The sequence below is a fragment of the Microbacterium sp. Bi121 genome, assembly GCF_918698005.1.
Classification (GTDB): Bacteria; Actinomycetota; Actinomycetes; order Actinomycetales; family Microbacteriaceae; genus Microbacterium.
Map to the genome: position 1 here is coordinate 135,214 of NZ_CAKKLJ010000004.1, position 23,894 is coordinate 159,107.

A 23,894-nucleotide genomic window follows, 5' to 3' on the forward strand; every position below is an offset into this window, starting at 1 on the left:
ACCATTCTCCCATCCTCACGGCGCCCGGCGCCGCATGGCGGACGTAGTCTGTGGATATGACCGAATCCCCTGTTTCCGAGCGCAACGTACGCCAGATCCCCTTCACGGATGCTGACGGATCTGACAAGACCCTGGATGACCTCGGCGCGGACGTCGTACTCGTGGTCAACGTGGCCTCCAAGTGCGGCCTCACGCCCCAGTACGAGCAACTCGAGCAACTGCAGCGCACGTACGGCGATCGCGGGTTCAGCGTCGTCGGATTCCCGTGCAACCAGTTCATGGGTCAGGAGCCCGGATCGATGGAGCAGATCCAGGAGTTCTGCTCCACGACCTACGGCGTGACGTTCCCGATCAACGACAAGGTCCGCGTGAACGGCCGCAACGCCGTCGAACTGTACAAGCAGCTCAAGCAGACGACTGACGGGCACGGCAAGGCCGGTCGTGTGGAGTGGAACTTCGAGAAGTTCCTCGTGCTGCCCGACGGTTCGGTCAAGCGCTTCCGCCCGAAGCAGAAGCCGGACGCCCCCGAGATCGTCGAGGCGATCGAGGGCGCCCTGGTCCGCTAGGTTTCCTGCGCTTCAGCCGCGCGGGCCCTGCGGCAGGAGTTACGCCTCCGCTGACACAGCTTCTGCCGACTCGGACTCGCCCCGCTTTGCCCACAGGTCGCGGAGCACGTTCGCGAACGCCTCCGGCGGCTGGGCTCCGGAAATGCCGTACTGACCGTCGACGACGAAGAACGGCACACCTTGGATGCCGTAGGCGCGAGCCTGCGCCTGATCCTGGCGGACGTCTGGCAGGTACTTCTCCGCGTTGAGCGCATCGCGGGTGGCATCGGCATCCAGGCCGACCTCGGCGGCGAGCTCGACGAGGTCGTCGACGCGGCCGACGTGCTTGCCCTCGGTGAAATAGGCGGACATCAGCCGCTCCTCCATCTCGTGCTGCAGCCCTTCGGCCTTGGCGTGGTGGAGGAGCTCGTGAGCCTTCACCGTGTTGGTGTGCTGGAGCAGGTCGAAGCGGTACTCGAGACCTGCGTTCTTCGCCACGTTCGTGACGTTGTCGAGCATCTCGGTGACCTGCTCGCGGGGCATGCCCTTGTGCCCGGCGAGGAAGTCGACCTCATCACCATGGAAGTCGACCGGAGTATCGGGCGAGAGCTCGAAGGAGTGGAACGTGATGTTGACCTTCGGGGCGTCATCATCGGATGCTGTGGCCGCGAGGCCGGCTTCAAGATTGCGCTTGCCGATGTAGCACCACGGGCAGGCGATGTCGGACCAGATGTCGATGGAAATAGGTTCGCTCACACAGGGTGCAACGCTCGCCGGGGTGCGACGTATTCCGTTGATAGCATCTTCGGATGCTCAGTGCCGTCGATCCGCTGCCGTTCCGGCCCCAGCGGGTGCTGATCGCCGGGGTCACCGGCTCGGGCAAGACCACCCTCGCGCGGCGCGTCGCCGAGCAGTGGGATCTCGTCCATCACGAGATCGACGCCCTGCACCACGGCCCGAACTGGACGCCGCGCCCCGAGTTCCTCGACGACGTGCGCGCCTTCGCCGCCACGGACCGCTGGGTCACCGAATGGCAGTACACCAGCAAGGGCACCGACGAGATCATGACGCCGCGGGCGCAACTCGCGATCTGGCTGGACTACCCGTGGCCGGTCGTGCGGACGCGACTGCTGCGCCGCACGTTCAGCCGCAGCATCCTGCGCACCGAGATGTACAACGGCAACGTCGAGAAGCCGATCTGGAAATGGTTCGCGAAGGATCAGGAGGAGACCATCCTCCAGTGGCAGACGAAGACGCGCCGCAAGTGGGACGAGCGGATGCCGACGATCGAAGCCGAGTTCCCGCACCTCACCATCGTCCGGATGCGGCATCCGCGCGAGACGAGGCGCTGGTTGAAGAATCAGGCCGAGTCCGGGGCATCCACGGCGCCGCCGAAGCGGCGATCGCGCGACAGATAGATCTCGATCGCGCGCCAGAGCTCCTCACGTGAGAAGTCAGGCCACAGGGTGTCGAGGAACACCATCTCGGCGTACGCGGACTGCCACAGCAGGAAGTTCGAGGTGCGCTGCTCCCCCGACGAGCGCAGGAACAGGTCGACGTCTGGCATGTCTGGCACGTAGAGGTTCCGGCGGATCATCTTCTCGCTGATCGCGTTGGGCTTCAGCCTCCCGGCGGCGACCTCACCGGCAAGGGAGCGCACGGCATCGACGAGCTCGACCCGGCCGCCGTAGTTCACGCACATGGTCAGCGTCAGGACGTCGTTGCCCGCGGTGAGCTTCTCGGCGTACTGCAGCTCCTTGATGACGGAGCCCCACAGTCGCGGCTTGCGTCCGGCCCACCGCACGCGCACCCCCCACTCGTTGAGCTGATCGCGGCGGCGATGCAGCACGTCGCGGTTGTAGCCCATGAGGAAGCGGACCTCTTCGGGCGAGCGCGCCCAGTTCTCGGTCGAGAACGCGTACACAGACAGATGCTTGACGCCGGCTTGGATGGCGCCGGCGACCACGTCGAGCAGCACCTCTTCGCCCGCCTTGTGTCCCTGGATGCGCGTGAGCCCTCGGCGGTTCGCCCAGCGCCCGTTGCCGTCCATGACGATCGCGACATGCTCCGGCACCTTGGGGAATGTCGGCGGGTAGAGGCCAGTCCAGTCCAGCGGACGATAGGCGACGGCATCCTTGTGGGTATAGGGCTTCGGGGTCAACGGACTCCCTCTCGATCAGGGCCGGAGACGTGTGCGAGGGATCGGATGCCGCGCTCCAGATGGAACTGCGTGTACGCCGAGATGAGTCCTGACGCGGCCGCCGTGTCCGACTCGGAGGCGGCATCCACGGCATCCCATTCGCCGCGGATCAGCGAACGCAGCAGATCGAGCGTCGGCTCAGCCACCCTGGGGCTGCCGGCAGGCGCGCAGTTCACGCACACGAGACCGCCGAGCTGCACGACGAAGTTCTTGTGCGGCCCTGGTGCCGCGCATCGAGCGCAGTCGTCGAGGGACGGCGCCCAGCCCGACAGCGCCATGACCCGCAGCAGGTAGGAATCCAGGATGCTGCGCGCAGCGTGCTCGCCCCGCGACAGCGCGCGCAGACCGCCGACGAGCAGCAGGTACTGCTCTGGCGTCGCCTCGGCGTCGTTCAGGCGATCCGCCGTCTCGACCATGGCACTCGCCGACGTGAACCGGTCGTAGTGAGCGGCGATCTCACTGCCGTAGGCGCCGAGCGATTCCGCCTGTTGAACGATGTCGAGCGAACGCCCCTGGTACAACTGCACGTCCGCCACCATGAACGGCTCGAGCCGGGAGCCGAACTTCGACGATGTGCGCCGCACCCCCTTCGCCACCGCACGGATCTTGCCGTTGCGGCGCGAGAGCATGGTCACGATGCGATCCGCCTCACCGAGCTTGTGGGTGCGCAGGATCACCGCTTCGTCTCGATAGGTGGGCACCCTTCGATTATCCCTCGCGCCGCGGCGAACCGGCTCTCACACGGCCGCGAGCTGCTGCTCCCGGGTGCGGATGGCGCGGTTCACGCCCGACACGATCGCCTTGAGACTCGCGGTCGAGATGTCGCCGTCGATGCCGACGCCCCACAGCCGCTGGTCGTCGACCTGCAGTTCGACGTAGGCCGCTGCCTGCGCGTCGCCGCCCGCGCTGAGCGCGTGCTCGACGTAGTCGTACACCGTGATGTCGAAGCCCTGGCTGCGCAGCACCTCGACGAACGCCGCCACCGGGCCGTTGCCCTGAGCTGTCACCTCGTGACGCGAGTCGCCGTCGCGCACCACCGCATCGAGCACGACCTCGCCCGACATGTCGCTGCGCGTCTGCGTGGCCAGCAGCTCGAACCGTCCCCACTTGGCGTCGACGTCGTCGGCAGGCAGGTACTCGTCGTGGAAGATCGACCAGATCTGATCGCTCGTGACCTCTCCGCCTTCGCTGTCGGTCTTCGACTGCACGACGCCCGAGAATTCGATCTGGAGCTTGCGGGGCAGGTCGATCGCGTGGTCCGTCTTCAGCAGGTACGCGACACCGCCCTTGCCCGACTGCGAGTTCACGCGGATGACGGCCTCGTACGAGCGGCCCAGGTCCTTCGGGTCGACCGGCAGGTAGGGAACCGCCCACTCGATCTCGTCGACGGTCTTGCCCTCGGCCTCCGCGCGGGCATCCATGGCCTCGAAGCCCTTCTTGATGGCGTCCTGATGCGATCCGCTGAACGCGGTGAACACCAGGTCGCCGGCCCACGGGCTGCGCTCAGGGACGGGGAGCTGGTTGCAGTACTCGACCGTGCGCTTGACCTGATCGATGTCGCTGAAGTCGATCTGCGGGTCGATGCCCTGGGTGAACATGTTGATGCCCAGGGCGACCAGGTCGACGTTGCCGGTGCGCTCGCCGTTGCCGAACAGGCATCCCTCGATGCGGTCGGCCCCAGCCAGGTAGCCGAGCTCCGCAGCCGCCACGGCCGTGCCGCGGTCGTTGTGCGGGTGCAGCGACAGGATGATGTTCTCGCGATGCGCCAGGTGACGGCTCATCCACTCGATCGAGTCGGCGTACACGTTCGGCGATGCCATCTCGACCGTCGCAGGCAGGTTGATGATGACCTTGCGGTCGGGCGTCGGCTGGAACACCTCGATCACCTGGTTGCAGATGTCGAGCGCGAACTCCAGCTCGGTCCCGGTGTAGGACTCGGGCGAGTACTCGTAGTACACCTCGGTGTCCGGGACGGTCTTCTCGTACTGCTTGCACAGCCGAGCGCCCTCGAGCGCGATGTCGATGATGCCCTGCTTGTCGGTGCGGAACACGACATCGCGCTGCAGGATGCTGGTCGAGTTGTACAGGTGCACGATGGCCTGCTTGGCACCCGCGATCGCTTCGTAGGTGCGCTCGATAAGGTGCTCGCGCGCCTGCGTCAGCACCTGAATGGTGACGTCGTCCGGGATGAGGTTCTCTTCGATCAGCTGGCGCACGAAGTCGAAGTCGGTCTGGCTGGCGGACGGGAAACCGACCTCGATCTCCTTGTAGCCCATGCTGACGAGCAGCTCGAACATGACGCGCTTGCGCTCGGGGGACATCGGGTCGATGAGGGCCTGGTTGCCGTCGCGCAGGTCGACAGCGCACCAGCGGGGCGCCTCGGTGATGCGGCCTGCCGGCCAGGTGCGGTCGGGGAGGTCGACGGTGATCTGCTCGTGGAACGGCCGGTACTTGTGGATCGGCATTGCGGACGGGCGCTGGGAGTTCTGCATGATGGGCTTCTTCTCTTCGTCAAGATGGACGGGCCAGCACAAGCGCCGCGACGAGGAAGGCCCTAGTTTGAGGACTCGTCGCGGCAGCTAAGAAGAAGCAGTCCGCCGAATGGCATGGACTGATCGTAACAGGATCGGATCGCACCGCGCACACGGAGTTGAGACACTTCGCCGTCGACGGACACTGTTCAGTATGAGCAGAATGCGCATTCACGCTGTCGTGGCCGCCGCATCCCTTGTCGGATTGCTCGCTCTGAGCGCCTGCGCGAGCGGGCCGGGCGAGGCGCCGCCGACCAGCGACAGCACGTCCGAGCCGGCCTTGGCGACGGCCGTGCCGGCGCCGCCAGTGGGCGAGGTGCGCGGCACCGGGACGGTGATGGACGTCGCCGGAACGATCGAGCTGTGCCTGGGCGCTGTGGCCGAGTCCTATCCCCCGCAGTGCTCCGGTGTGCCGATCGTCGGCTGGTCCTGGGACGGCGTCGACGGCAGCGAGAGCAGCGGCGACGTCCGGTGGGGCGCATACGCCGTCACCGGCACCTACGACGGCCGCACCTTCACGATGACGCAGCCTCCGCTGCTCCTCGCGCTGTACGACCCGATCGCTTCGGACGATCCGGTGGGCGGAGAGCCGGGTGCGATCCCCGAATCCGAGTTGATCGCCATCCAGGACGGTCTGCCCGCGGTGCTCGGCGACGACGGCAGCCAGTATCTGGGCTCGTTCCCCGAGAATGGCCGGCTGTGGGTGGATGTCGTCTGGGATGACGGCACGCTGCAGTCCGCTGCGGCTGAGGACTACGGGGCGGATGTGGTGGTCTTCCGCTCCGCGTTGCACGAGATCAGTGGCTGAGCCGGATCAGGCGCTGAGCCGGATCAGGGAACGAGCGCGATCTTGCCGCCGGGATGCCCCGTTGCGAGGAACGCCAGGGCTTCAGGCGCCTGTTCGAGGGGGTAGGTCCGTGCCAACGGTACGACCAGCAGGCCGCGCGCAGCGAGGTCGATGAGCCCCGCACGTGCCGCGTCTCGGAACCGCGTGCTCTCCGGCTGCGACCCGACGATCCATTCGAACCCTTCCGCTCGCGCCCTGCCTGCTGCGGCGATCGTCACGATGCGCGTTCGGTCGTCCACGAGCTCCAGCGAGACGTCCACCGCCTCGTCGGTGCCGACCGCGTCGAGTGCCGCGGCGATCGGTTCGTCCGTGAGCGCGCGCACCCGGTCCACCAGGCCGTCGCCGTAGACGACCGGGATGCCGCCGTACCGACGAACCTCGCCCGATCGGGCCTCGCTCGCCGTGCCGATGACGCGGATACCGCGCAGCGCCGCCTGCTGCAGGACGCTGACGCCAACGGCACCCGAGGCGCCGTGGAGCAGGATCGTCTCACCGGGGGCGGCGCGGGTGACCGCCAGCATCTGTGCGGCCGTGGTGCCGGCGAGCAGCAGGTTGGCCGCCTCGGGATGCGTCAGGCCGGCCGGCTTGTGGAACGCCTTCTCGGCCGGGATGGTCACCTCGTCGGCATAACCTCCACGGATGCGGAACGCCAGCACCTCATCGCCGACCCGAACGGCTCCTGAGCCGATCTCCGTATCCGGTCCGACCGCGCTGACGATGCCGGACACCTCGTACCCGATCGGGACAGGCAGCTCGACTCCGCCGCGCGGGGCGGCGACGTGCTTCGCATCCGCTGGATTCACACCGGCTGCGTGGACCCGGATCGTTATCTCACCCGACCCGGGTGCCGCCGGCTCGTAGTCCACGAACTCCCAATCGTCGGGGCTTCCCCAGGACGTCGCGATCCAGTGCTTCGCCATGATCGGCTCCGGCTCAGAACCCGAGACGGCCGAGCTGCTTGGGATCGCGCTGCCATTCCTTCGCGACCTTCACGTGCAGCCCGAGGAAGACGCGGGTTCCCAGCAGCTCCTCGATGCCGACGCGTGCCCGCTTTCCGACGTCGGCCAGTCGGGAGCCCTTACGTCCGATGATGATCGCCTTCTGACTGTCGCGTTCGACGACGATCGACGCGTGCACATCGGTGAGGTCGCTGTCCTCGCGCGCAGACACGTCGTCGACGACCACGGCGATCGAGTGCGGCAGCTCGTCGCGCACGCCGTCGAGGGCTGCTTCGCGGATCATCTCGGCGATACGATCCTCGACCGACTCGTCGGTGACGACGCCGTCCGGATACAGCGCAGGGCCCTCGGGCATGAGGGTCAGCATCTCGTCGGTCAGGACGTCGAGCTGCTCACGGGTGAGCGCCGACAGCGGGATGACGGCGGCCCAGTCCTCGCGCAGCGCATCGACCTCGATCAGCCGCTCGGTGATCTGGTCGCGCTCGGCGATGTCGGTCTTCGTGACGATCGCGATCTTCTTCGCCCGCCCGTAGCCGTCCAGGGACGCGGCGATGCGCCGGTCGCCCGGTCCGATCTTCTCGGTCGCGGGGACGCAGAACCCGATCACGTCGACGTCGCCGAGCACCTGCTCGACGAGGTCGTTGAGGCGCTCGCCGAGCAGTGTGCGCGGCTTGTGGATGCCGGGGGTGTCGACGATGACGAGTTGCCCTGCTGGGCGATTCAGGATGCCGCGGATCGCACGCCTGGTCGTCTGCGGCTTCTCGCTCGTGATGGCGATCTTCTCGCCGACGAGGGCGTTCGTCAGCGTGGACTTGCCGACGTTGGGGCGCCCGACGAACGTCGCGAATCCGCTGCGGAAGGTCTCAGTCATCTTCGGTCTCCTCTGGTGCTGCCGCGCGTTCGACGAACACGGTCGCGATTCCTCTGCCTCGACCGCGGGAAGCCCCGCCGGTGAGGACGAGCCCGTCGATCGTCGCCGTGACGCCCGGCTGCGGGATCTGGTCGACGGCCTTGCCGAGGAGGCCGCCGATCGAGTCGACGTCCTCATCCTCGAGCACGATGCCGAACAGGTCGCCGACGTCGTCGAGCGACAGCCGGGCGCTGACGCGATAGCGGCCCTCCCCCAGTTCGACGACCTCGGCTGCGGCGTGGTCGTACTCGTCCGAGATCTCTCCGACGAGCTCCTCGATCAGATCCTCCAGCGTCACCAGACCCGAGATCCCGCCGTGCTCGTCGATGACGAGGCAGACGTGCACGGCGTCCCGCTTCATCTGCTGCAGCAGAGTCTCGGCGCGCATCGATTCGGGGACGAACGTGGCGGGTCGCGCGATCGGACGGATGGATGCCGTCCGCCACGCGAGCTCGTCGCGGTACGCGAACTGGACGAGGTCCTTCAGATACAGCACGCCGACGACGTCATCCGCCTCGTCGTCGACGACGGGCACGCGTGAGACGCCGCGTCCCAGGAAGAGGGCCATCGCCTGATCCGTCGTGGCCTCGGCATCCACCGTCACCATCTCCGTGCGGGGCACCATGACGGCGCGTACGAACTGGTCGGTGAAATCGAACACCGAGTGGATGAGATCGCGGTCGTCCTCTTCGATCAGGTCGTTGGATGCCGCCTCGTCCACCATGCTGAGGAGCTGGTCCTCGCTGGTGAACGAACTGCGACCCGTTCCCGGGGTGACCTTGTTTCCGAGCACGACGAGGCCCTGCGCGAGAGGGCCGAGGATGATCCGCAATCCGCGGACGACGGATGCCGTGCCGCGGATCATGCTCTCGGAGCGCTGTCGGCCGAATGCCCGCGGACTGGCACCGACGAGCACGAACGTGATGCCGGTCATGAGGACGGCCGCGGCGAGCATCGCCCACCAGATGTTCTCGAACAGCAGCGTGAAGGCGACCGTCACGAGCACGGCGGCCGTCACCTCGACGAGGACGCGGATGAACGACACCGCGTTGACGTGAGCGTCCAGGTCGTCGGCGATGCGGCCGAGTGCTGTGGCGTTGCGGCCGTCGAGGGCCATGTCGGCGAGGTCGGCGCGCGAGGTCACGCTGTACGCGGCGTCGATGGCAGCCATGAGGCCACCGAAGGCCACCAGCAGGACGGCGACGATCAGCAGGAGGATCTCGGTCATCGGTCGCGTTCAGCGCGAGCGAAGCCGCCGATCAGCTCCTTCTGCAATCCGAACATCTCACGCTCCTCTTCGGGTTCGACGTGATCGAAGCCGAGCAGGTGCAGCAGCCCGTGGGTCGTGAGAAGGATGAGCTCGTCCATGAGCGAGTGTCCGGCGGCCTGCGCCTGCGTCTCGGCCACCTGCGGGCACAGCACGATGTCGCCCAGCAGTCCAGGAGCGGTCGGGCGGTCTTCGGTGCCTGGACGCAGCTCGTCCATCGGGAAGCTGAGCACGTCCGTCGGACCCGGTTCGTCCATCCACTGCACGTGCAGCGCCTCCATGGCGCCCTCGTCGACGAGGACGATCGCGACCTCGGCATCCGGACTGACGTGCAGCTGAGCGAGGTTGAAGTCGGTGAGACGCTGGAGCACCGTCTCGTCGACGGCGATGGCGGACTCGTTGTTGATCTCGATCATGATGAGTGTCCTCGTCTGGGCATGCGATCGCGGGGACCTGGTCGCTGGCCTGCGCGCCGCTCGGCGCGATTCGCGAACTCGGCCGCCTGCTCGCGTTCGTGGCGTGCGGCGGTGCGCTGCTCGTCGTACTCGCTGTAGGCGTCGACGATCCGGCCGACGAGAGAGTGGCGCACGACATCATCGCTGGTGAGACGCGTGAAGTGGATGTCGTCGATGTCATTCAGCACGCGAGTCACGAGCCGGAGGCCGGATGCGCCCTGCGGCAGATCGACCTGCGTGATGTCGCCGGTCACGACCATCTTCGTGCCGAAGCCGAGACGTGTCAGGAACATCTTCATCTGCTCAGGCGTGGTGTTCTGCGCCTCGTCGAGCACGACGAACGAGTCGTTCAGCGTTCGCCCGCGCATGTAGGCCAGCGGGGCGACCTCGATGGTGCCGGTCGCCATCAGACGTGGGACGATGTCGGGGTCCATCATCTCGTTGAGCGCGTCGTACAGCGGTCGCAGATACGGGTCGATCTTGTCCGTGAGCGTCCCCGGCAGGAACCCCAGTCGTTCTCCGGCCTCGACGGCGGGGCGCGTGAGGATGATGCGGTTGACCTCTTTGCGCTGCAGCGCCTGGACGGCCTTCGCCATAGCCAGGTACGTCTTCCCGGTGCCGGCGGGGCCGATGCCGAAGACGATCGTGTTCTCCTCGATCGCGTCGACGTACTCCTTCTGGCCTGCGGTCTTGGGGCGGATCACCTTGCCACGGGTCGACAGGATCGCCTCGCCGAGGACCTCGCTCGGGCGGGGGCCGCCCTCGTGACGGAGCATCCGGGCCGACGTCTCGACATCGGAGGGCACGAGGTCGGCGCCTTCGCGGGTGATCGTGATGAGTTCGTCGACGAGCGCCTTCGCGTCGGCGACGAGCGCCGGCTCGCCGGTCAGCGTGATCTCGTTCCCCCGCACGAGGACCTGCACGTCCGGATGCTGCTTCTCGAGCATGCGGAGCAGTCGATCCTGCGGACCGAGCAGCTGCACCATGGCGATGCCGTCGACGTAGATGCGCTCCGTCGCGGAAGGGGTGTTCGAATCGTCAGAAGCCAACTAGCTTGTTCTCCTCGAGATTGCCGAGCACATGGGCGTGCACGTGGAAGACGGACTGCGCGACGCTGGGTCCGTTGTTGAAGATCAGACGATACTCGCCGTTCGCGTGCTCATCGGCGATCTGCTTCGCGACGGCCACCATCTCGGCCAGCAGCCCAGGATCGCCGGCGGCGAGCTCCGTGACGTCGCGGTACTGCTCGGTCTTGGGGATGACGAGCATGTGCAGCGGAGCCTGCGGATCGATGTCGCGGATCGCGAAGACCGTCCCGGTGTCGATCACGATCTCACCGGGGATCTCGCCGTTGCGGATACGAGTGAAGATCGAGGGTTCGGTCATGCTCTCATTCTAGGCGAGCGTGTGCAGCCCCGGCCGGGGGATCCGCTCGAACGCGCTACCAGCGGCCGAGGGCCACGGAGAGAACGGCGATGGCTGCGGGACCGGCAGTCGAGGTGCGCAGCACGGTGTCGCCGAGCCGGACCCGCTCGGCGCCCGCCTCCTCGAACTTGACGAGCTCCTCGGGACTGATGCCGCCCTCCGGACCCACGATGAGCAGGAAGTCCTGTGCTGCATCGTCCTGTGCCGCATCGCCCTGGGCCGTGACCGCCGACAGCCGATTCGTCGCGGAGGGGTCGAGCACCAGCATCCGCTGGTCGCCGGCACGGGCGATCAGCTGCGCCGTCGACACGGGCTCTGAGACGGAGGGGACCCAGGTGCGGTGCGCCTGCTTCGCCGCCTCCCGCACGATAGTCGCCCAGCGTTCCCGGCCTTTGACTGCCTTGGGACCCTCCCAGCGAGACACGCTCCTGGACGCCTGCCACGGCACGATCTCGTCGACCCCGAGCTCGCACGCCGCCTGCACGGCGAGCTCGTCGCGTTCGCCCTTCGCGAGCGCCTGGACGAGGACGAGCCGAACAGCCGGCTCATCCGCCGCGGAGCGCGACGTGATCGCGACCTCGACGCGGGACGGGGATGCATCCCGCACCTCGCCCTCGAGCCAGACGCCGCGACCGTCGCCGAGCGTGACGGACTCCCCCACGCGCACACGTCGCACCACCGCCGCGTGCTTCGCCTCGGCGCCGACGAGTTCGACGATGTCGCCGACCGCGGCGTCAGAGCAGCTCTCGACGAGGAAGTGCAGTGCCACAGGAACTCCGATCGGCCGGGACGGTCAGTGCGAGACGGTCAGTGCTTGAAGCGATCGCGCAGCTTCGAGAACAGTCCCTGCTGGAACTGGGCGAGCTGCGGATCGGGCGCCTTCTGCTTCTTTGCGAAGTCCTCGATGAGCGCGCGCTGCGCCGAATCGAGCTTCGTCGGCGTGACGACCTGCACCCCGACCCGCAGGTCTCCGCGCTGATTCCCGCGCAGCGGCGTGATGCCGCGGCCCTTGATCGTCAGCACGTCCCCGGACTGCACGCCGGGTCGGATCTCCAGATCGACCTTGCCGTCCAGTCCGTCGATCGCCGTCTCGGTGCCGAGGATCGCATCAGCCATCGACACCTCGAGCGTCGCGAGCAGGTCGTCGCCGTCACGGCTGAACGCCGCATGCGGTGAGACCGTCACCTCGACGTAGAGGTCGCCGTTCGGGCCGCCGGCCTGACCGACCTCGCCCGATCCGGGCAGCTGCAGACGGAGTCCGGTCTCGACGCCCGCGGGGATGTCGAGCGAGACGGTGCGGCGCGAGCGCACCCGGCCCTGGCCGTTGCATGTGCCGCAGGGGTGCGGGATGACCGTGCCGTAGCCCTGGCAGCTGCCGCACGGCTGCGAGGTCACGACGTTGCCGAGAAGGCTGCGAACCTGACGCTGCACGTGCCCTGTGCCGCCGCAGATGTCGCACGTCACCGGCTGAGTGCCCGGCTGCGTGCACGATCCCTGACACGTCTGACACAGCACAGCTGTGTCGACCTCGATGTCGCGGTGGGCGCCGAAGACGACGTCGCCCAGGTCCAGTGTGACGCGGACCAGGGCGTCCTGTCCTCGTTCTCTGCGCGAACGCGGACGACCACCGCGGCCGCCGCCTTGGGCGGCTCCGAAGAACGTCTCGAAGATGTCGCCGAAGCCACCGAATCCTCCGAAGTCGCCGCCGGCTGCGCCGTCTCCACCGCCCATGTCGTAGCGACGACGGGAATCGTCGTCGCTGAGCACGTCATAGGCGTGCGTCACGAGCTTGAACCGTTCGGCCGCGTCCTCGCCCGGGTTCACATCGGGGTGGAGTTGGCGTGCGAGCTTGCGGTACGCCTTCTTGATCTCGTCCGTCGATGCGTCACGTGACACTCCGAGGACCTCATAGTGGTCCGCCACAATCACCTTCCTGCGTGTGCGTGCTTCTGTCGGGAGCCGGTCAGCGGCTCGCCTCGTCTTCGTCGAGCAGTCGTGACAGGTAGCGGGCCACTGCCCGCGCTGCCGCGAGATTGCTCGGGTAGTCCATGCGCGTCGGCCCCATCACGCCGACGCGTGCGGTGCCGCCTGGGGCCAGGTAGTTGCTGGCGACGATGGATGCCTCCGGCAGGCCGAACGCCTCGTTCTCGGCGCCGATGCTGGCCGCCAGTCCGTGTTCGTCCGTCACCATCTCGCTCATGAGACGCAGCAGCGTCACCTGTTCCTCGATCGCCTCGAGCAGAGGATGGATGCTGCCGCGGAAGTCCTGCTCCCGGCGGGCGAGAGTCGCAGCGCCCGCCATCACCAGACGCTCCTGCCGGAACTCGGCGAGCTCCTCGCCGATGATGCCGGCGAGCTGTCGGATCGCCTTGTCTGTGGCTGTGCCATCCGGCCCGTCGAGGAGCGCCTGCACCCGATCGGTCGCCTCGCGAACCGTCTGTCCGGTCAGAAGCGCCGACAGCCGGGCTCGGAGCAGGGCGACATCCGTGTCGTCGATGTCGACGGGCAGGACGGCGATCCGCTGGGAGACTCCGCCGGCGTCGGTGACGAGCACGACGAGAACGCGGTTCGGGGCGAGCTGGACGAGTTCGATGTGCGTGAGGTTCGCCCTCGCGAACGACGGGTACTGGGCGAGCGCGACCTGCCCCGTCAGCTGTGTGAGCACCCGGACGGTTCGCACCATGAGGTCGTCGAGATCGGCTGGATCGGCGAGGAAGGACTCGATCGCACTGCGCTGCGCGCCGGAGAGCGGCCGCAGCTGCGCGAGATGGTTGACGAAGACGCGATAGCCCTTGTCCGTCGGCACACGACCGGATGACGTGTGCGGCGCCGTGATGAGCTCCTCGTCCTCGAGGAGCGCCATGTCATTGCGGATGGTCGCGGCCGAGACGCCGAAGGAGTGCCTGTCGACGATCGACTTGCTGCCGACGGGCTCGTGCGTCTCGACGTAGTCCTGCACGATCGCGCGGAGCACTTGAAGCCCACGTTCGCTGACCATCATGCACTCCTCTCTGCTGGCACTCGAAGCTTTCGAGTGCCAATTCTACTCGCTGACCTAATCGGTGAGCTCACGGACGACGGCGTCGGCGAGAAGCCGCCCCTTCAGGGTCAACCGGATCCGGCCCGAGATGGCCGCGCCCGCATCCACGAGACCGTCGGCGATGAGGCCGGCCACGCGTGTGCGATTCGCCTCCGGGAGATCGACGATCGCCATGCCGTCCGAGAGTCGTGTCTCCAGCAGCACGCGCTCCAGCAGGTGCGACTCGGCGTCGGGCCGCTCCGTGCCCGCCGCAGGTGATTCGGATGCCGCGAGCCGCTGAGCATATGCCGCGGGGTGCTTGACGTTCCACCAGCGGAGTCCTGCGACGTGGCTGTGGGCACCAGGACCGAAGCCCCACCAGTCGCTCCCCCGCCAGTACGCCAGGTTGTGGCGCGAGCGCTGGTCGACGGTGCGCGCCCAGTTGCTGACCTCGTACCAGTCGAACCCGGCGGCTGCCAGCCGCTCGTCGGCCAGCTCGTACATGTCCGCCTGCAGATCGTCGTCCGGCGCCGGCACCTCGCCGCGGCGGATCTGCCTGGCGAGCTTGGTGCCGTCCTCGATGATGAGCGCGTACGCCGAGATGTGATCGGACTCGAGCCCGGTCGCGGCATCCAACGACGCCTCCCAGTCAGCGAGCGACTCGCCGGGCGCCCCGTAGATGAGGTCCACGCTGACGGCGAGACCAGCATCCTTCGCGGCATCCACCGCCGTGCGCACGTTGCCCGGCTGGTGAGTGCGGTCGAGCGCGGCGAGCACGTGCGGCACGGCCGACTGCATCCCGACCGAGAGCCGCGTGACACCGGCATCCGCCAGCGTCCTGGCGACTGCCGGCGTCACCGTGTCGGGATTCGCCTCGACCGTCACCTCTGCGCCCTGGGCGATGCCGAACGCCGAGACTGCGGCATCAAGCATCCGAGCGAGGTCCCCCGGGGGCAGAAGAGTCGGCGTCCCGCCGCCGAAGAACACCGTGTCCATGGGGCGCAGCGCACCGGCCTCCCCGAGCACCCGATGTGCGAGCTCGATCTCGGCTGCGAGAGTATCCGCGTAATCGTCCTGCCGAGCTCCTCGCAGCTCACTGGACGTGTAGGTGTTGAAGTCGCAGTATCCGCAGCGGACCCGGCAGAACGGCACATGCAGGTAAGCCGAGAACGGCACGCTCGCGTCGACGGGGAGGTCCACCGGAAGTCGGCCGTCGACCGGCGCCGGATCCCCGATCGGAAGTGGTCCGGCCATCAGAGCGGAGTCGCGTACAGCGGAGAGATCGCACGCAGATAGCGTGCGAACAGCTCCTTGCGGCGCCGCTTGATGAGCCAGGGCAGGAATCGGTATGTCACGGAGTTCGGCGCGTCGAAGGCGCGAACGGTGAACCAGACCTCGTCCGTGTCCTCATGCCACGCGATGTCGAACAGCTCTTCGCCGCTCACGACCGAACCGCCGACGGTTCCGAGCACGAGGCCGATGCGTCGTGCTTCCTCCGTGACCGAGATCACCCGCAGCTCCGCGTCGGCGCGCATTCCGGAGATCCTGCCGCGCAGATGCAGGGTCATGCCAGGGCCGGCGAACGGTGTGCCCTCGGCGTCGAAGCGCTGTTCGACTTCGCGCCTGCTGGGGGCGATCGGATTCCCCTCGGCGTCGAAGTCGACACCGGAGTAGGCCGGACCCGACGCGGGTCGCACGTCTTCGACCGACAGGCCCGCCGCACGCTGCGCCGTCCACGACAGGAGGGCGTCGCCGGCGGTGCGGAATCGCTCCTCGCCGCTGCCCAGTCGCCAGGTCTCCTCGGCCGGGATGCTGCGCTCCGGCGGATACTGCATCAGGTCAGGGGCATGCGTTGCCCCGACGGCCGCATAGTCGACCGTGTCGTCTCGGAAAGTCCCGCGCCGCATGAGATCCAGACTACTTGCGTTACCTGAACGCCGCCCCGGACGGGGCGCGCCCTACTTCTTGTCCTTGCCGTCGACGTCGCCCGAGAGCGCTGCGATGAACGCCTCCTGAGGGACCTCGACGCGACCGACCATCTTCATCCGCTTCTTGCCCTCCTTCTGCTTCTCGAGGAGCTTCCGCTTACGGCTGATGTCACCGCCGTAGCACTTGGCGAGCACGTCCTTGCGGAGCGCGCGGATGGTCTCGCGGGCGATGATCCGAGCGCCGATGGCGGCCTGGATCGGCACCTCGAAGTTCTGCCGAGGGATGAGCTTGCGCAGCCGCTCGGTCATCAGAGTGCCGTACGCGTAGGCCTTGTCGCGGTGCACGATCGCGCTGAACGCGTCGACCTTGTCGCCCTGCAGCAGGACGTCCACCTTCACCAGATCAGCAGCCTGCTGACCCGCGGGCTCGTAGTCGAGGCTCGCGTAGCCCTGCGTCTTGGACTTCAGGTGGTCGAAGAAGTCGAACACGATCTCGCCCAGAGGCATCATGTACCGCAGCTCGACGCGCTCCTCGGAGAAGTACTCCATCCCGAGCAGCGACCCGCGACGCGACTGGCACAGTTCCATCACGGTGCCGACATAGTCCTTGGGCAGCAGGATCGCGGTCTTCACCATCGGCTCCGAGACCGAAGCGACTCGCCCGTCCGGGTACTCGCTCGGGTTCGTGACGGTGACGGCCTCACCCGTGTCGGTCGTGACCTCGTAGATCACGCTCGGCGCGGTGGTGATGAGGTCGAGGCCGAACTCGCGGCTGAGCCGCTCGGTGATGATCTCGAGGTGCAGCAGTCCCAGGAACCCGCAGCGGAAGCCGAAGCCGAGCGCCACCGAGGTCTCCGGCTCGTACTGCAGCGAGGCGTCGGACAGCTTCAGCTTGTCGAGCGCCTCGCGCAGCTCCGCGTAGTCGCTGCCGTCGATCGGATAGATGCCCGAGAACACCATGGGCTTCGGGTCCGTGTAGCCGGCAAGTGCCTCAGTCGCGCCGTCGCGGCTCGTCGTCACGGTGTCGCCGACCTTCGACTGGCGGACGTCCTTCACACCGGTGATGAGATAGCCCACCTCGCCGACGCCGAGTCCCTTCGACGGGATCGGCTCAGGGCTGGACACCCCGATCTCCAGAAGCTCGTGGTTCGCGTGGGTCGACATCATCTGGATGCGCTCTCGCGGCGAGAGGTTGCCGTCGATCATGCGCACGTAGGTCACAACACCGCGGTACGCGTCGTAGACCGAGTCGAAGATCATCGCACGCGCCGGAGCATCGGCGTCCCCCACCGGTGCCGGGATGTCCTGGATGATGCGGTCGAGCAGTTCCTCGACGCCGACGCCGGTCTTGCCCGACACGCGGAGCACGTCCTCCGGCTTGCCGCCGATGAGGTCTGCGAGCTCCTTGGCGAAACGGTCGGGGTCGGCGGCAGGGAGGTCGATCTTGTTCAGCACCGGGATGATGTGGAGGTCGTTCTCGAGTGCGAGGTAGAGGTTCGCGAGCGTCTGCGCCTCGATCCCCTGCGCCGCGTCCACCAGGAGGATCGCTCCCTCGCAGGCGGCGAGAGAGCGCGAGACCTCGTAGGTGAAGTCGACGTGGCCGGGTGTGTCGATCATGTTCAGCGCGAACGTCTCGCCATCGGCTGCCCACGGCATCCGAACGGCCTGGCTCTTGATCGTGATGCCGCGCTCGCGCTCGATGTCCATCCGGTCGAGGTACTGGGCGCGCATGTCGCGGTCGGACACCACCCCGGTGATCTGAAGCATGCGGTCCGCGAGGGTCGACTTGCCGTGATCGATGTGGGCGATGATGCAGAAATTCCGAATCTGAGCCGGCGGCGTCGCGGCAGGCGAGAGCGGAGTGAGAGCGCGTGGAGACATGTCTCCTGCAGTCTACGGTCAGGGGACCCTGATGCTCGATTCGTGGAAAACCGGTGATAGTCTCGCGAGGTTGCCCTGCACAGATCGGCGAAACCGAGTGTCAGTTGCAACCCGACTCCGTGCCAGTCGCCGGCAGGATCATTCGCACAATCGAGTCTGAGGTGTTTGAATACATCCGACTCAGCGTTGCGTCGGCCGATCCCGAGCGCGCCTGCAAAGAGAAAGACATCACCCTTGATCAAGTATCTCCTGCGCCGATTCCTCGGCTGGCTGCTGATGATCGTGGTGGCGACCAACATCACGTTCTTCCTGGCTTGGGGCTTCCTCAACCCCCGGAACAACTTCGTCGGTCGACGCCCTCCGCTCAGCGAAGAGCAGATCGTCAACCTCCTGAAGCCACGCAACCTCAGTGACACCGTCCCGATCTGGGAGCGATGGTGGAACTGGTTCAGCTCCATCCTCTTCCGCTGGGACTGGGGCGTGAGCCCCACCGGCGGCTCGATCAACGAGCAGATCGGCTACCGCATGTGGGTCAGCGCAGAGCTCGTGCTCGGCGCCACGGTGATCATGACCGTGCTCGGCATCGCGCTCGGCGTCTACACCGCATCCCGCCAGTACAAGCTCGCCGACCGCATCGGCCAGGCGACCTCGATCATCACGATGAACATCAACGTCATCGTCGCGGCCCTCGGCCTCGTTCTGCTGGCGATCGCGATCAACGATCTGTTCGACGCGCGCATCTTCTTCGTCACCGGCTCCTCGAGCAAGGGGGTGGAGGGCTTCTTCCCGGTCCTCATAGACAAGCTTCAGCACGTCACGCTGCCGACCATCGCGCTGGTGATCACCGGCTACGCCGGCACGCACTTCCTGCAGCGCACCCTGCTGCTGGACAACATCAACGCCGACTACGTGCGCACCGCACGCGCGAAGGGCCTGACCAAGCAGCAGGCCATCCGCAAGCACGCGCTGCGCACGTCGCTCATCCCGGTGGCGACCCAGGTCGCGTTCAGCATCCCCGGAATCTTCACCGGCGCGATCCTGACCGAGACGATCTTCGCCTGGAACGGCATGGGCAAGTACTTCATCGAGACGATCGTCAAGAGCGATATCAACGGTGTGGTGGCTGTCGCCGCGTTCAGCGCCGTCATGGTCGCCATCGGCGCGATCCTTTCCGACATCATCGTCGTGGTCCTCGACCCGCGAGTGAGGGTGAGCTGAGCATGAGTGAGATGATCGACCCCACCGTCACCGTCGCAGACCCCGCGCCCGAGAAGACCTCGGGCGGCAAGCCGCTGTCGAAGTGGACGCTGTACACCCGGCGCTTCATGCGCAACAAGCCCGCCGTCGGCGGCATCATCATCTTCCTGCTGCTCGTGGTCTTCGCGATCGTCGGACCGCTCATCGCGAAGTACGACCACATCGAGCTCGACTTCCTGAACCTGGGAAGTCCGCCGTCGGCGGAGCACTGGTTCGGCACGACGGCCTCGGGCAACGACACGTTCGCCCAGGTCGCCATCGGCCTGCAGCGCTCGCTCATGATCGCCGTCTCGGTCTCGCTGGGAACGACGATCCTCTCGGCGATCATCGGCACGGCCGCCGCGTACTTCGGCGGCCGCACCGAGAAGATCACCCTCCTGGTGATCCACTTCATGATGGTGGTCCCCAGCTTCCTCATCCTCTCGCTGCTCTCCAACCGCTCCGGTGGTGACTGGCGAGTGATCGCACTGATCATGATCTTCGTGACGGGCTGGTACTTCCCGGCCCGCGTCGTGTGGACCACCGCGCTCTCCCTGCGCGAGCGCGAGTACGTGCACGCTTCGCGCTACATGGGCGTGGGAGGCTTCAAGATCGTGCTCCGCCACCTGATCCCGAACATCGGCTCTCTGCTGGTCATCAACTTCACGCTCGGCATCGTCGGGGCCGTGATGGCCGAGACGGGGCTGTCGTTCATCGGCTTCGGTGTGAAGATCCCCGATGTGTCGCTCGGCTCGCTGATCGGCTCCGGCGCGAACACCATCACGAGCGCACCCTGGCTCTTCTACTTCCCCGCTGCGGCGCTGACGCTGCTCACCGTCTCGATGGCACTCGTGTCCGACGGTCTGCGCGACGCCCTCGATCCCACCTCTGCTGCAGGAGGCCGCGCATGAGCGCCATCATCTCGGTTCGCGATCTCAAGGTCAGCTTCGCCTCGGAAGCAGGACGAGTGGATGCCGTCCGCGGCGTCTCGTTCGACCTCGAAGAGGGAAAGACCCTCGGCATCGTCGGCGAGTCCGGATCCGGAAAGTCCGTGACCTCGCTCGCGATCATGGGCCTCCTCGATGAGAACGCCAAGGTCACAGGCTCGATCATCTACGACGGCCAGGAGCTCCTGGGCAAGTCGGACAAGCAGATGTCGGTCATCCGCGGCAACGGCCTCGCGATGATCTTCCAGGACCCGCTGACCTCGCTCACCCCGGTGTTCACGATCGGCGATCAGCTGATCGAGGCGCTCACCGTGCACCGCGGCCTCACCAAGAAGCAGGCCTGGGATCGCTCGATCGAGCTGCTGACGCTCGTCGGCATCCCGCAGCCGGAGAAGCGCATGAAGGGCTTCCCGCACGAGTTCTCCGGCGGTATGCGCCAGCGCGTGGTCATCGCCATCGCGATGGCGAACAATCCGAAGCTCATCATCGCCGACGAGCCGACCACGGCTCTCGACGTCACCATCCAGGCGCAGATCCTCGATCTGATCGAGAAGGCGCAGCAGGAGACGGGCGCCGCGACCATCATGATCACCCACGACATGGGCGTGGTGGCGCGCATGGCGGACGACGTCATGGTGATGTACGCGGGCAAGCCGATCGAGCACGCGCCGGTCGGCGAGCTGTTCCATCACACGCGGATGCCGTACTCGATCGGTCTGCTCGGCGCCATCCCTCGCGTCGACACGGTCGAGAAGGAGCCGCTGGTCCCGATCAAGGGCAACCCTCCCCTGCTGATCAATCTCCCCGACGCCTGCCCGTTCGCCGACCGCTGCCCGATCGCGATCGACGCGTGCCGAACCCGCGAGCCCGACCTCGTCGAGGTCGCCACCGGCACAGGCGCCGCACACCAGGTGGCGTGCATCCGTGCAGACGAGATCACCGACGGCGGCATCATCGGCGGTCTGCCGGTGTACCCGGTCCGCGAGGCACCCGAGAGCGCTCTGACCCGCACGCCGCGCGAGCAGCGTCCGGTCACCCTCGACGTGCGCAACCTGAACAAGTCGTTCCCGCTTCTCAAGGGCGCGTTCCTCAAGCGCAAGGTGGGCGAGGTCCACGCTGTCAAGAACGTCACTTTCGATGTCCGCGAAGGCGAGACGATGGCGATCGTCGGGGAGTCCGGTTCGGGCAAGACCACGACCCTGCTGCAGATCATGGATCTGGTCAAGCAGAACGACGGCGACATCATCATCAACGGCACCAGCGTGAACGACATCACCAGCCGGAAGATCGAGCGACAGGTGCGACGCGACATCCAGATCGTGTTCCAGGACCCGATGGGCGCCCTCGACCCTCGTATGACCGTCGCCGATGTGATCGCCGAGCCGCTGCGCGCCATCGGCACGCCGAAGGACGAGGTCCACCGCCGCGTCAAGGAGCTGATGGACATCGTCGGCCTCAACCCGGCGCACATCGATCGCTTCCCCGGTGCGTTCTCCGGTGGTCAGCGCCAGCGCATCGGCATCGCCCGCGCCCTGTCGACCAACCCGAAGATCATCGTGCTCGACGAGCCGGTCTCTGCTCTCGATGTGTCGATCCAGGCCGGCGTGATCAACCTTCTCGACGAGCTGAAGGTCAAGCTGGGCCTTTCCTACCTGTTCGTCGCGCACGATCTGTCCGTGATCCGGCACATCGCCGATCGCGTCGCAGTCATGTACCTGGGCGACTTCGTCGAGCACGGCGATGTGGACGAGATCTTCGAGAATCCGAAGCATCCGTACACCCAGGCCCTGCTTTCGGCCATCCCGGTGCCCGATCCCGACATCGAACGCAGCCGCGAGCGACTGATCTTCAACGCCGACACGATGCAGGCCGAGCCCGTCGCGCACTGAGATTGTTAACGGCCAGTAACGCTCGGTCACCGTCCGATAACAGTTAGGCGCGATTCACTCTGCGCAGGCCATTTCGGCGACCGTGCGAACTATTCTCGCCTTATGACACGCCGAAAGGCGAAAGGAGCACCATGAAGCAGCACAAGCTGATGGGGGCGATCGCGTTCAGCGGAGCCCTCGCACTTGCCCTCGCGGGCTGTGCAGCTGGCACCGGAGACGACAACGGTGACAGCGGCAATGAGCCCGTCGAGACCAAGGCGGCGGACTACAACCCGCAGGAGCGCGACGCGCTCCAGACGGGCGGAGAGGTTCGCTTCCCGATCAACGAGATCCCGGAGCAGCTGAACGCGTTCAACGGAGACGGTTCTGCTGACACTGCCCGCGTCGCGGCGTGGTACACCCCGCAGATCCTGTTGCAGGAAGCCGATGGAACGCCGTACAAGAACGACGCGTACCTCGACGAGTGGAAGATCGACACGGTCGACGGCAACACCCAGATCACCTTCACCTTCACGGATGAGGCGCACTGGAACGATGGCACCGACATGGATTGGACCGCCATCGAGGCCACGTGGAAGGCCAACAACGGCACCGACGAGGCGTTCAACCCGAACGCGACCGACGGCTACAAGGCCATCACCTCGGTCGAGCAGGGCGACTCCGCCAAGACGGCGATCGTGACGTTCGACGGCGAGTTCGCATGGCCGGAGATGCCGTTCCTCACGGGCATCATCCACCCCGCCCTGGCCGACCCCGAGACCTTCAACACGGCCATGATCGACAACCCGCACCCCGAGTGGGGCGCCGGTCCGTACAAGGTCGACGAGTTCGACGCGAACTCCGACTACATCTCGTTCGTCCCGAACGAGGAGTGGTGGGGCAACGAGCCGCTGCTCGACAAGGTCTCCTTCCAGGGTATGGACGCCGCTGCTTCCATCAACGCCTTCAAGGCTGACGAGATCGACATGGTCGGTGTCAACACCAAGGACCGCCTCGAGCAGGTCAAGGACATGGATGACATCACGATCTACCGTGCCACGCAGACCGCGAACACGCTGATCCAGGTCGACGCCGACAAGCCGCAGTTCTCGGACGTCAAGGTCCGCGAGGCGTTCTTCAAGGCGATCAACATCGACCAGCAGAAGGAGATCGCCTGGAACGGTCTGGACTATGAAGAGGAGCCCGCAGGGTCCCTCACGCTGTTCCCGTTCCAGCCCGGTTACTCCAACGCGCTGGAAGAGGCCGGCTGGAAGTACGACCCCGACGCAGCCAAGAAGCTTCTCGATGACGCCGGCTGGGCCGAGGGCGAGGACGGTGTCCGCGAGAAGGACGGCGAGAAGCTCTCCGTCGTCTACCCCGTGTGGAGCGACGACGCGACCGCTGAGGCGCTCGCGAAGGCTCTGCAGGCGCAGATGAAGGAGGTCGGCATCGACCTTCAGATCGACATCCGCCCGTCGACCGACTTCTCGGCCGACTACACCTCGAAGAACTGGGACGTCTCGTCGCTGCGCTTCACCTCGTCCGACCCGTTCGGTGCCGCCTGGTTCTGCCAGCTGTACTGCATGGACATGGGCCTGAACCTCTCGGGTGTTCAGAACGAGGAGACCGACCAGCGCATCCACGATGAGGTCGAGTCCCTGCCGACCGCTGACGAGCAGACGGCTGCGGCCATGAAGCTCGAGGCGGAGATCTTCCAGGAGTGGGGCCTCATCCCGCTCTACAACGGTCCGTCGATCTCGGCAGTCAAGACCGGTCTTGCGAACCTCACCCCTGAGCCCTACGTGGGCCTGGACGGCTTCGGCGTCCAGCCGGTGGAGAACGTGGGCTGGGAGAAGTAAGCACTTCTGACAGAAGA

At 66.6% G+C, this 23,894-nt stretch carries 23 protein-coding genes; 7 read left to right on the forward strand and 16 right to left on the reverse strand.

Annotation, left to right across the window (positions count from 1 at the left end; translation table 11 throughout):
- Nucleotides 1–56: 56 nt before the first annotated feature.
- Nucleotides 57–566 (forward strand): glutathione peroxidase, encoded by a 510-nt coding sequence (locus tag LQZ87_RS07715; RefSeq protein WP_230102886.1) that lies wholly within the window; start codon nucleotides 57–59, stop codon nucleotides 564–566.
- A gap of 39 nt (nucleotides 567–605) precedes the next feature.
- On the opposite strand, the gene LQZ87_RS07720 is transcribed toward LQZ87_RS07715, so the two are convergent.
- A complete protein-coding gene (locus LQZ87_RS07720) occupies nucleotides 606–1,301 on the reverse strand; it encodes a DsbA family oxidoreductase (protein WP_230102887.1) in 696 nt (231 codons plus the stop codon).
- A gap of 53 nt (nucleotides 1,302–1,354) precedes the next feature.
- Between LQZ87_RS07720 and LQZ87_RS07725 the strand changes: the two genes are divergently transcribed.
- Nucleotides 1,355–1,963 (forward strand): AAA family ATPase, encoded by a 609-nt coding sequence (locus LQZ87_RS07725; RefSeq protein ID WP_230102888.1) that lies wholly within the window; start codon nucleotides 1,355–1,357, stop codon nucleotides 1,961–1,963.
- On the opposite strand, the gene LQZ87_RS07730 is transcribed toward LQZ87_RS07725, so the two are convergent.
- The 3 genes from LQZ87_RS07730 to leuA are packed head-to-tail and all read right to left on the reverse strand — an operon-like array spanning nucleotide 1,906 to nucleotide 5,237.
- Nucleotides 1,906–2,706: an isoprenyl transferase gene (locus LQZ87_RS07730; protein ID WP_230102889.1), complete on the reverse strand. Its 801-nt coding sequence runs from the start codon at nucleotides 2,704–2,706 to the stop codon at nucleotides 1,906–1,908. The genes LQZ87_RS07725 and LQZ87_RS07730 overlap by 58 nt on opposite strands.
- Nucleotides 2,703–3,446, reverse strand: a complete 744-nt coding sequence (recO, locus tag LQZ87_RS07735; RefSeq protein WP_230102890.1) for a DNA repair protein RecO — start codon at nucleotides 3,444–3,446, stop codon at nucleotides 2,703–2,705. The genes LQZ87_RS07730 and recO overlap by 4 nt, the downstream gene beginning before the upstream one ends.
- Nucleotides 3,447–3,482: 36 nt before the next feature.
- A complete protein-coding gene (gene leuA / locus LQZ87_RS07740; protein ID WP_230102891.1) occupies nucleotides 3,483–5,237 on the reverse strand; it encodes a 2-isopropylmalate synthase in 1,755 nt (584 codons plus the stop codon).
- A 202-nt stretch (nucleotides 5,238–5,439) separates the two neighbouring features.
- Between leuA and LQZ87_RS07745 the strand changes: the two genes are divergently transcribed.
- A complete protein-coding gene (locus LQZ87_RS07745) occupies nucleotides 5,440–6,084 on the forward strand; it encodes a hypothetical protein (RefSeq protein ID WP_230102892.1) in 645 nt (214 codons plus the stop codon).
- A 23-nt stretch (nucleotides 6,085–6,107) separates the two neighbouring features.
- Here LQZ87_RS07745 and LQZ87_RS07750 read toward each other — a convergent pair whose 3' ends face one another.
- Genes LQZ87_RS07750 through lepA form a run of 12 tightly spaced genes read right to left on the reverse strand, consistent with a single transcriptional unit; the run spans nucleotide 6,108 to nucleotide 17,967 of the window.
- Nucleotides 6,108–7,043: an NADP-dependent oxidoreductase gene (locus LQZ87_RS07750; protein WP_230102893.1), complete on the reverse strand. Its 936-nt coding sequence runs from the start codon at nucleotides 7,041–7,043 to the stop codon at nucleotides 6,108–6,110.
- Between the two features lie 13 nt (nucleotides 7,044–7,056).
- Nucleotides 7,057–7,953, reverse strand: a complete 897-nt coding sequence (gene era / locus LQZ87_RS07755) for a GTPase Era (protein WP_230102894.1) — start codon at nucleotides 7,951–7,953, stop codon at nucleotides 7,057–7,059.
- Complete coding sequence (locus tag LQZ87_RS07760) at nucleotides 7,946–9,220, reverse strand: hemolysin family protein (protein WP_230102895.1); 1,275 nt, start codon at nucleotides 9,218–9,220, stop codon at nucleotides 7,946–7,948. Before LQZ87_RS07760 ends, era begins: the two co-directional genes overlap by 8 nt.
- Nucleotides 9,217–9,678 (reverse strand): rRNA maturation RNase YbeY, encoded by a 462-nt coding sequence (gene ybeY, locus LQZ87_RS07765; RefSeq protein ID WP_230103126.1) that lies wholly within the window; start codon nucleotides 9,676–9,678, stop codon nucleotides 9,217–9,219. The genes LQZ87_RS07760 and ybeY overlap by 4 nt, the downstream gene beginning before the upstream one ends.
- Nucleotides 9,672–10,700, reverse strand: a complete 1,029-nt coding sequence (locus LQZ87_RS07770) for a PhoH family protein (protein ID WP_230103127.1) — start codon at nucleotides 10,698–10,700, stop codon at nucleotides 9,672–9,674. The genes ybeY and LQZ87_RS07770 overlap by 7 nt, the downstream gene beginning before the upstream one ends.
- Before the next feature lie 52 nt (nucleotides 10,701–10,752).
- Nucleotides 10,753–11,100: an HIT domain-containing protein gene (locus LQZ87_RS07775; protein WP_230102896.1), complete on the reverse strand. Its 348-nt coding sequence runs from the start codon at nucleotides 11,098–11,100 to the stop codon at nucleotides 10,753–10,755.
- Nucleotides 11,101–11,155: 55 nt separating this feature from the next.
- The gene (locus LQZ87_RS07780) at nucleotides 11,156–11,908 is read right to left on the reverse strand and encodes a 16S rRNA (uracil(1498)-N(3))-methyltransferase (protein WP_230102897.1); all 753 of its coding nucleotides are present in this window, start codon (nucleotides 11,906–11,908) and stop codon (nucleotides 11,156–11,158) included.
- A 38-nt stretch (nucleotides 11,909–11,946) separates the two neighbouring features.
- The gene (dnaJ, locus tag LQZ87_RS07785; protein WP_290368256.1) at nucleotides 11,947–13,062 is read right to left on the reverse strand and encodes a molecular chaperone DnaJ; all 1,116 of its coding nucleotides are present in this window, start codon (nucleotides 13,060–13,062) and stop codon (nucleotides 11,947–11,949) included.
- 40 nt (nucleotides 13,063–13,102) lie between these two features.
- Complete coding sequence (gene hrcA / locus LQZ87_RS07790; protein ID WP_230102899.1) at nucleotides 13,103–14,137, reverse strand: heat-inducible transcriptional repressor HrcA; 1,035 nt, start codon at nucleotides 14,135–14,137, stop codon at nucleotides 13,103–13,105.
- A 57-nt stretch (nucleotides 14,138–14,194) separates the two neighbouring features.
- Nucleotides 14,195–15,412 carry a radical SAM family heme chaperone HemW gene (gene hemW, locus LQZ87_RS07795; protein ID WP_230102900.1) on the reverse strand — a complete coding sequence of 406 codons (1,218 nt, stop codon included), beginning with the start codon at nucleotides 15,410–15,412 and terminating at the stop codon, nucleotides 14,195–14,197.
- The gene (locus LQZ87_RS07800; RefSeq protein WP_230102901.1) at nucleotides 15,412–16,065 is read right to left on the reverse strand and encodes a DUF1990 family protein; all 654 of its coding nucleotides are present in this window, start codon (nucleotides 16,063–16,065) and stop codon (nucleotides 15,412–15,414) included. The genes hemW and LQZ87_RS07800 overlap by 1 nt, the downstream gene beginning before the upstream one ends.
- Before the next feature lie 51 nt (nucleotides 16,066–16,116).
- A complete protein-coding gene (lepA, locus tag LQZ87_RS07805) occupies nucleotides 16,117–17,967 on the reverse strand; it encodes a translation elongation factor 4 (protein ID WP_230102902.1) in 1,851 nt (616 codons plus the stop codon).
- Between the two features lie 234 nt (nucleotides 17,968–18,201).
- Between lepA and LQZ87_RS07810 the strand changes: the two genes are divergently transcribed.
- From LQZ87_RS07810 to LQZ87_RS07825, 4 genes are all read left to right on the forward strand, one after another.
- Nucleotides 18,202–19,185 (forward strand): ABC transporter permease, encoded by a 984-nt coding sequence (locus LQZ87_RS07810; protein WP_230102903.1) that lies wholly within the window; start codon nucleotides 18,202–18,204, stop codon nucleotides 19,183–19,185.
- Between the two features lie 2 nt (nucleotides 19,186–19,187).
- Nucleotides 19,188–20,114: an ABC transporter permease gene (locus LQZ87_RS07815; RefSeq protein ID WP_230102904.1), complete on the forward strand. Its 927-nt coding sequence runs from the start codon at nucleotides 19,188–19,190 to the stop codon at nucleotides 20,112–20,114.
- Nucleotides 20,111–22,039, forward strand: a complete 1,929-nt coding sequence (locus tag LQZ87_RS07820) for an ABC transporter ATP-binding protein (RefSeq protein WP_230102905.1) — start codon at nucleotides 20,111–20,113, stop codon at nucleotides 22,037–22,039. The genes LQZ87_RS07815 and LQZ87_RS07820 overlap by 4 nt, the downstream gene beginning before the upstream one ends.
- Before the next feature lie 131 nt (nucleotides 22,040–22,170).
- Nucleotides 22,171–23,877: an ABC transporter family substrate-binding protein gene (locus LQZ87_RS07825; RefSeq protein ID WP_230102906.1), complete on the forward strand. Its 1,707-nt coding sequence runs from the start codon at nucleotides 22,171–22,173 to the stop codon at nucleotides 23,875–23,877.
- Nucleotides 23,878–23,894: the final 17 nt, after the last annotated feature.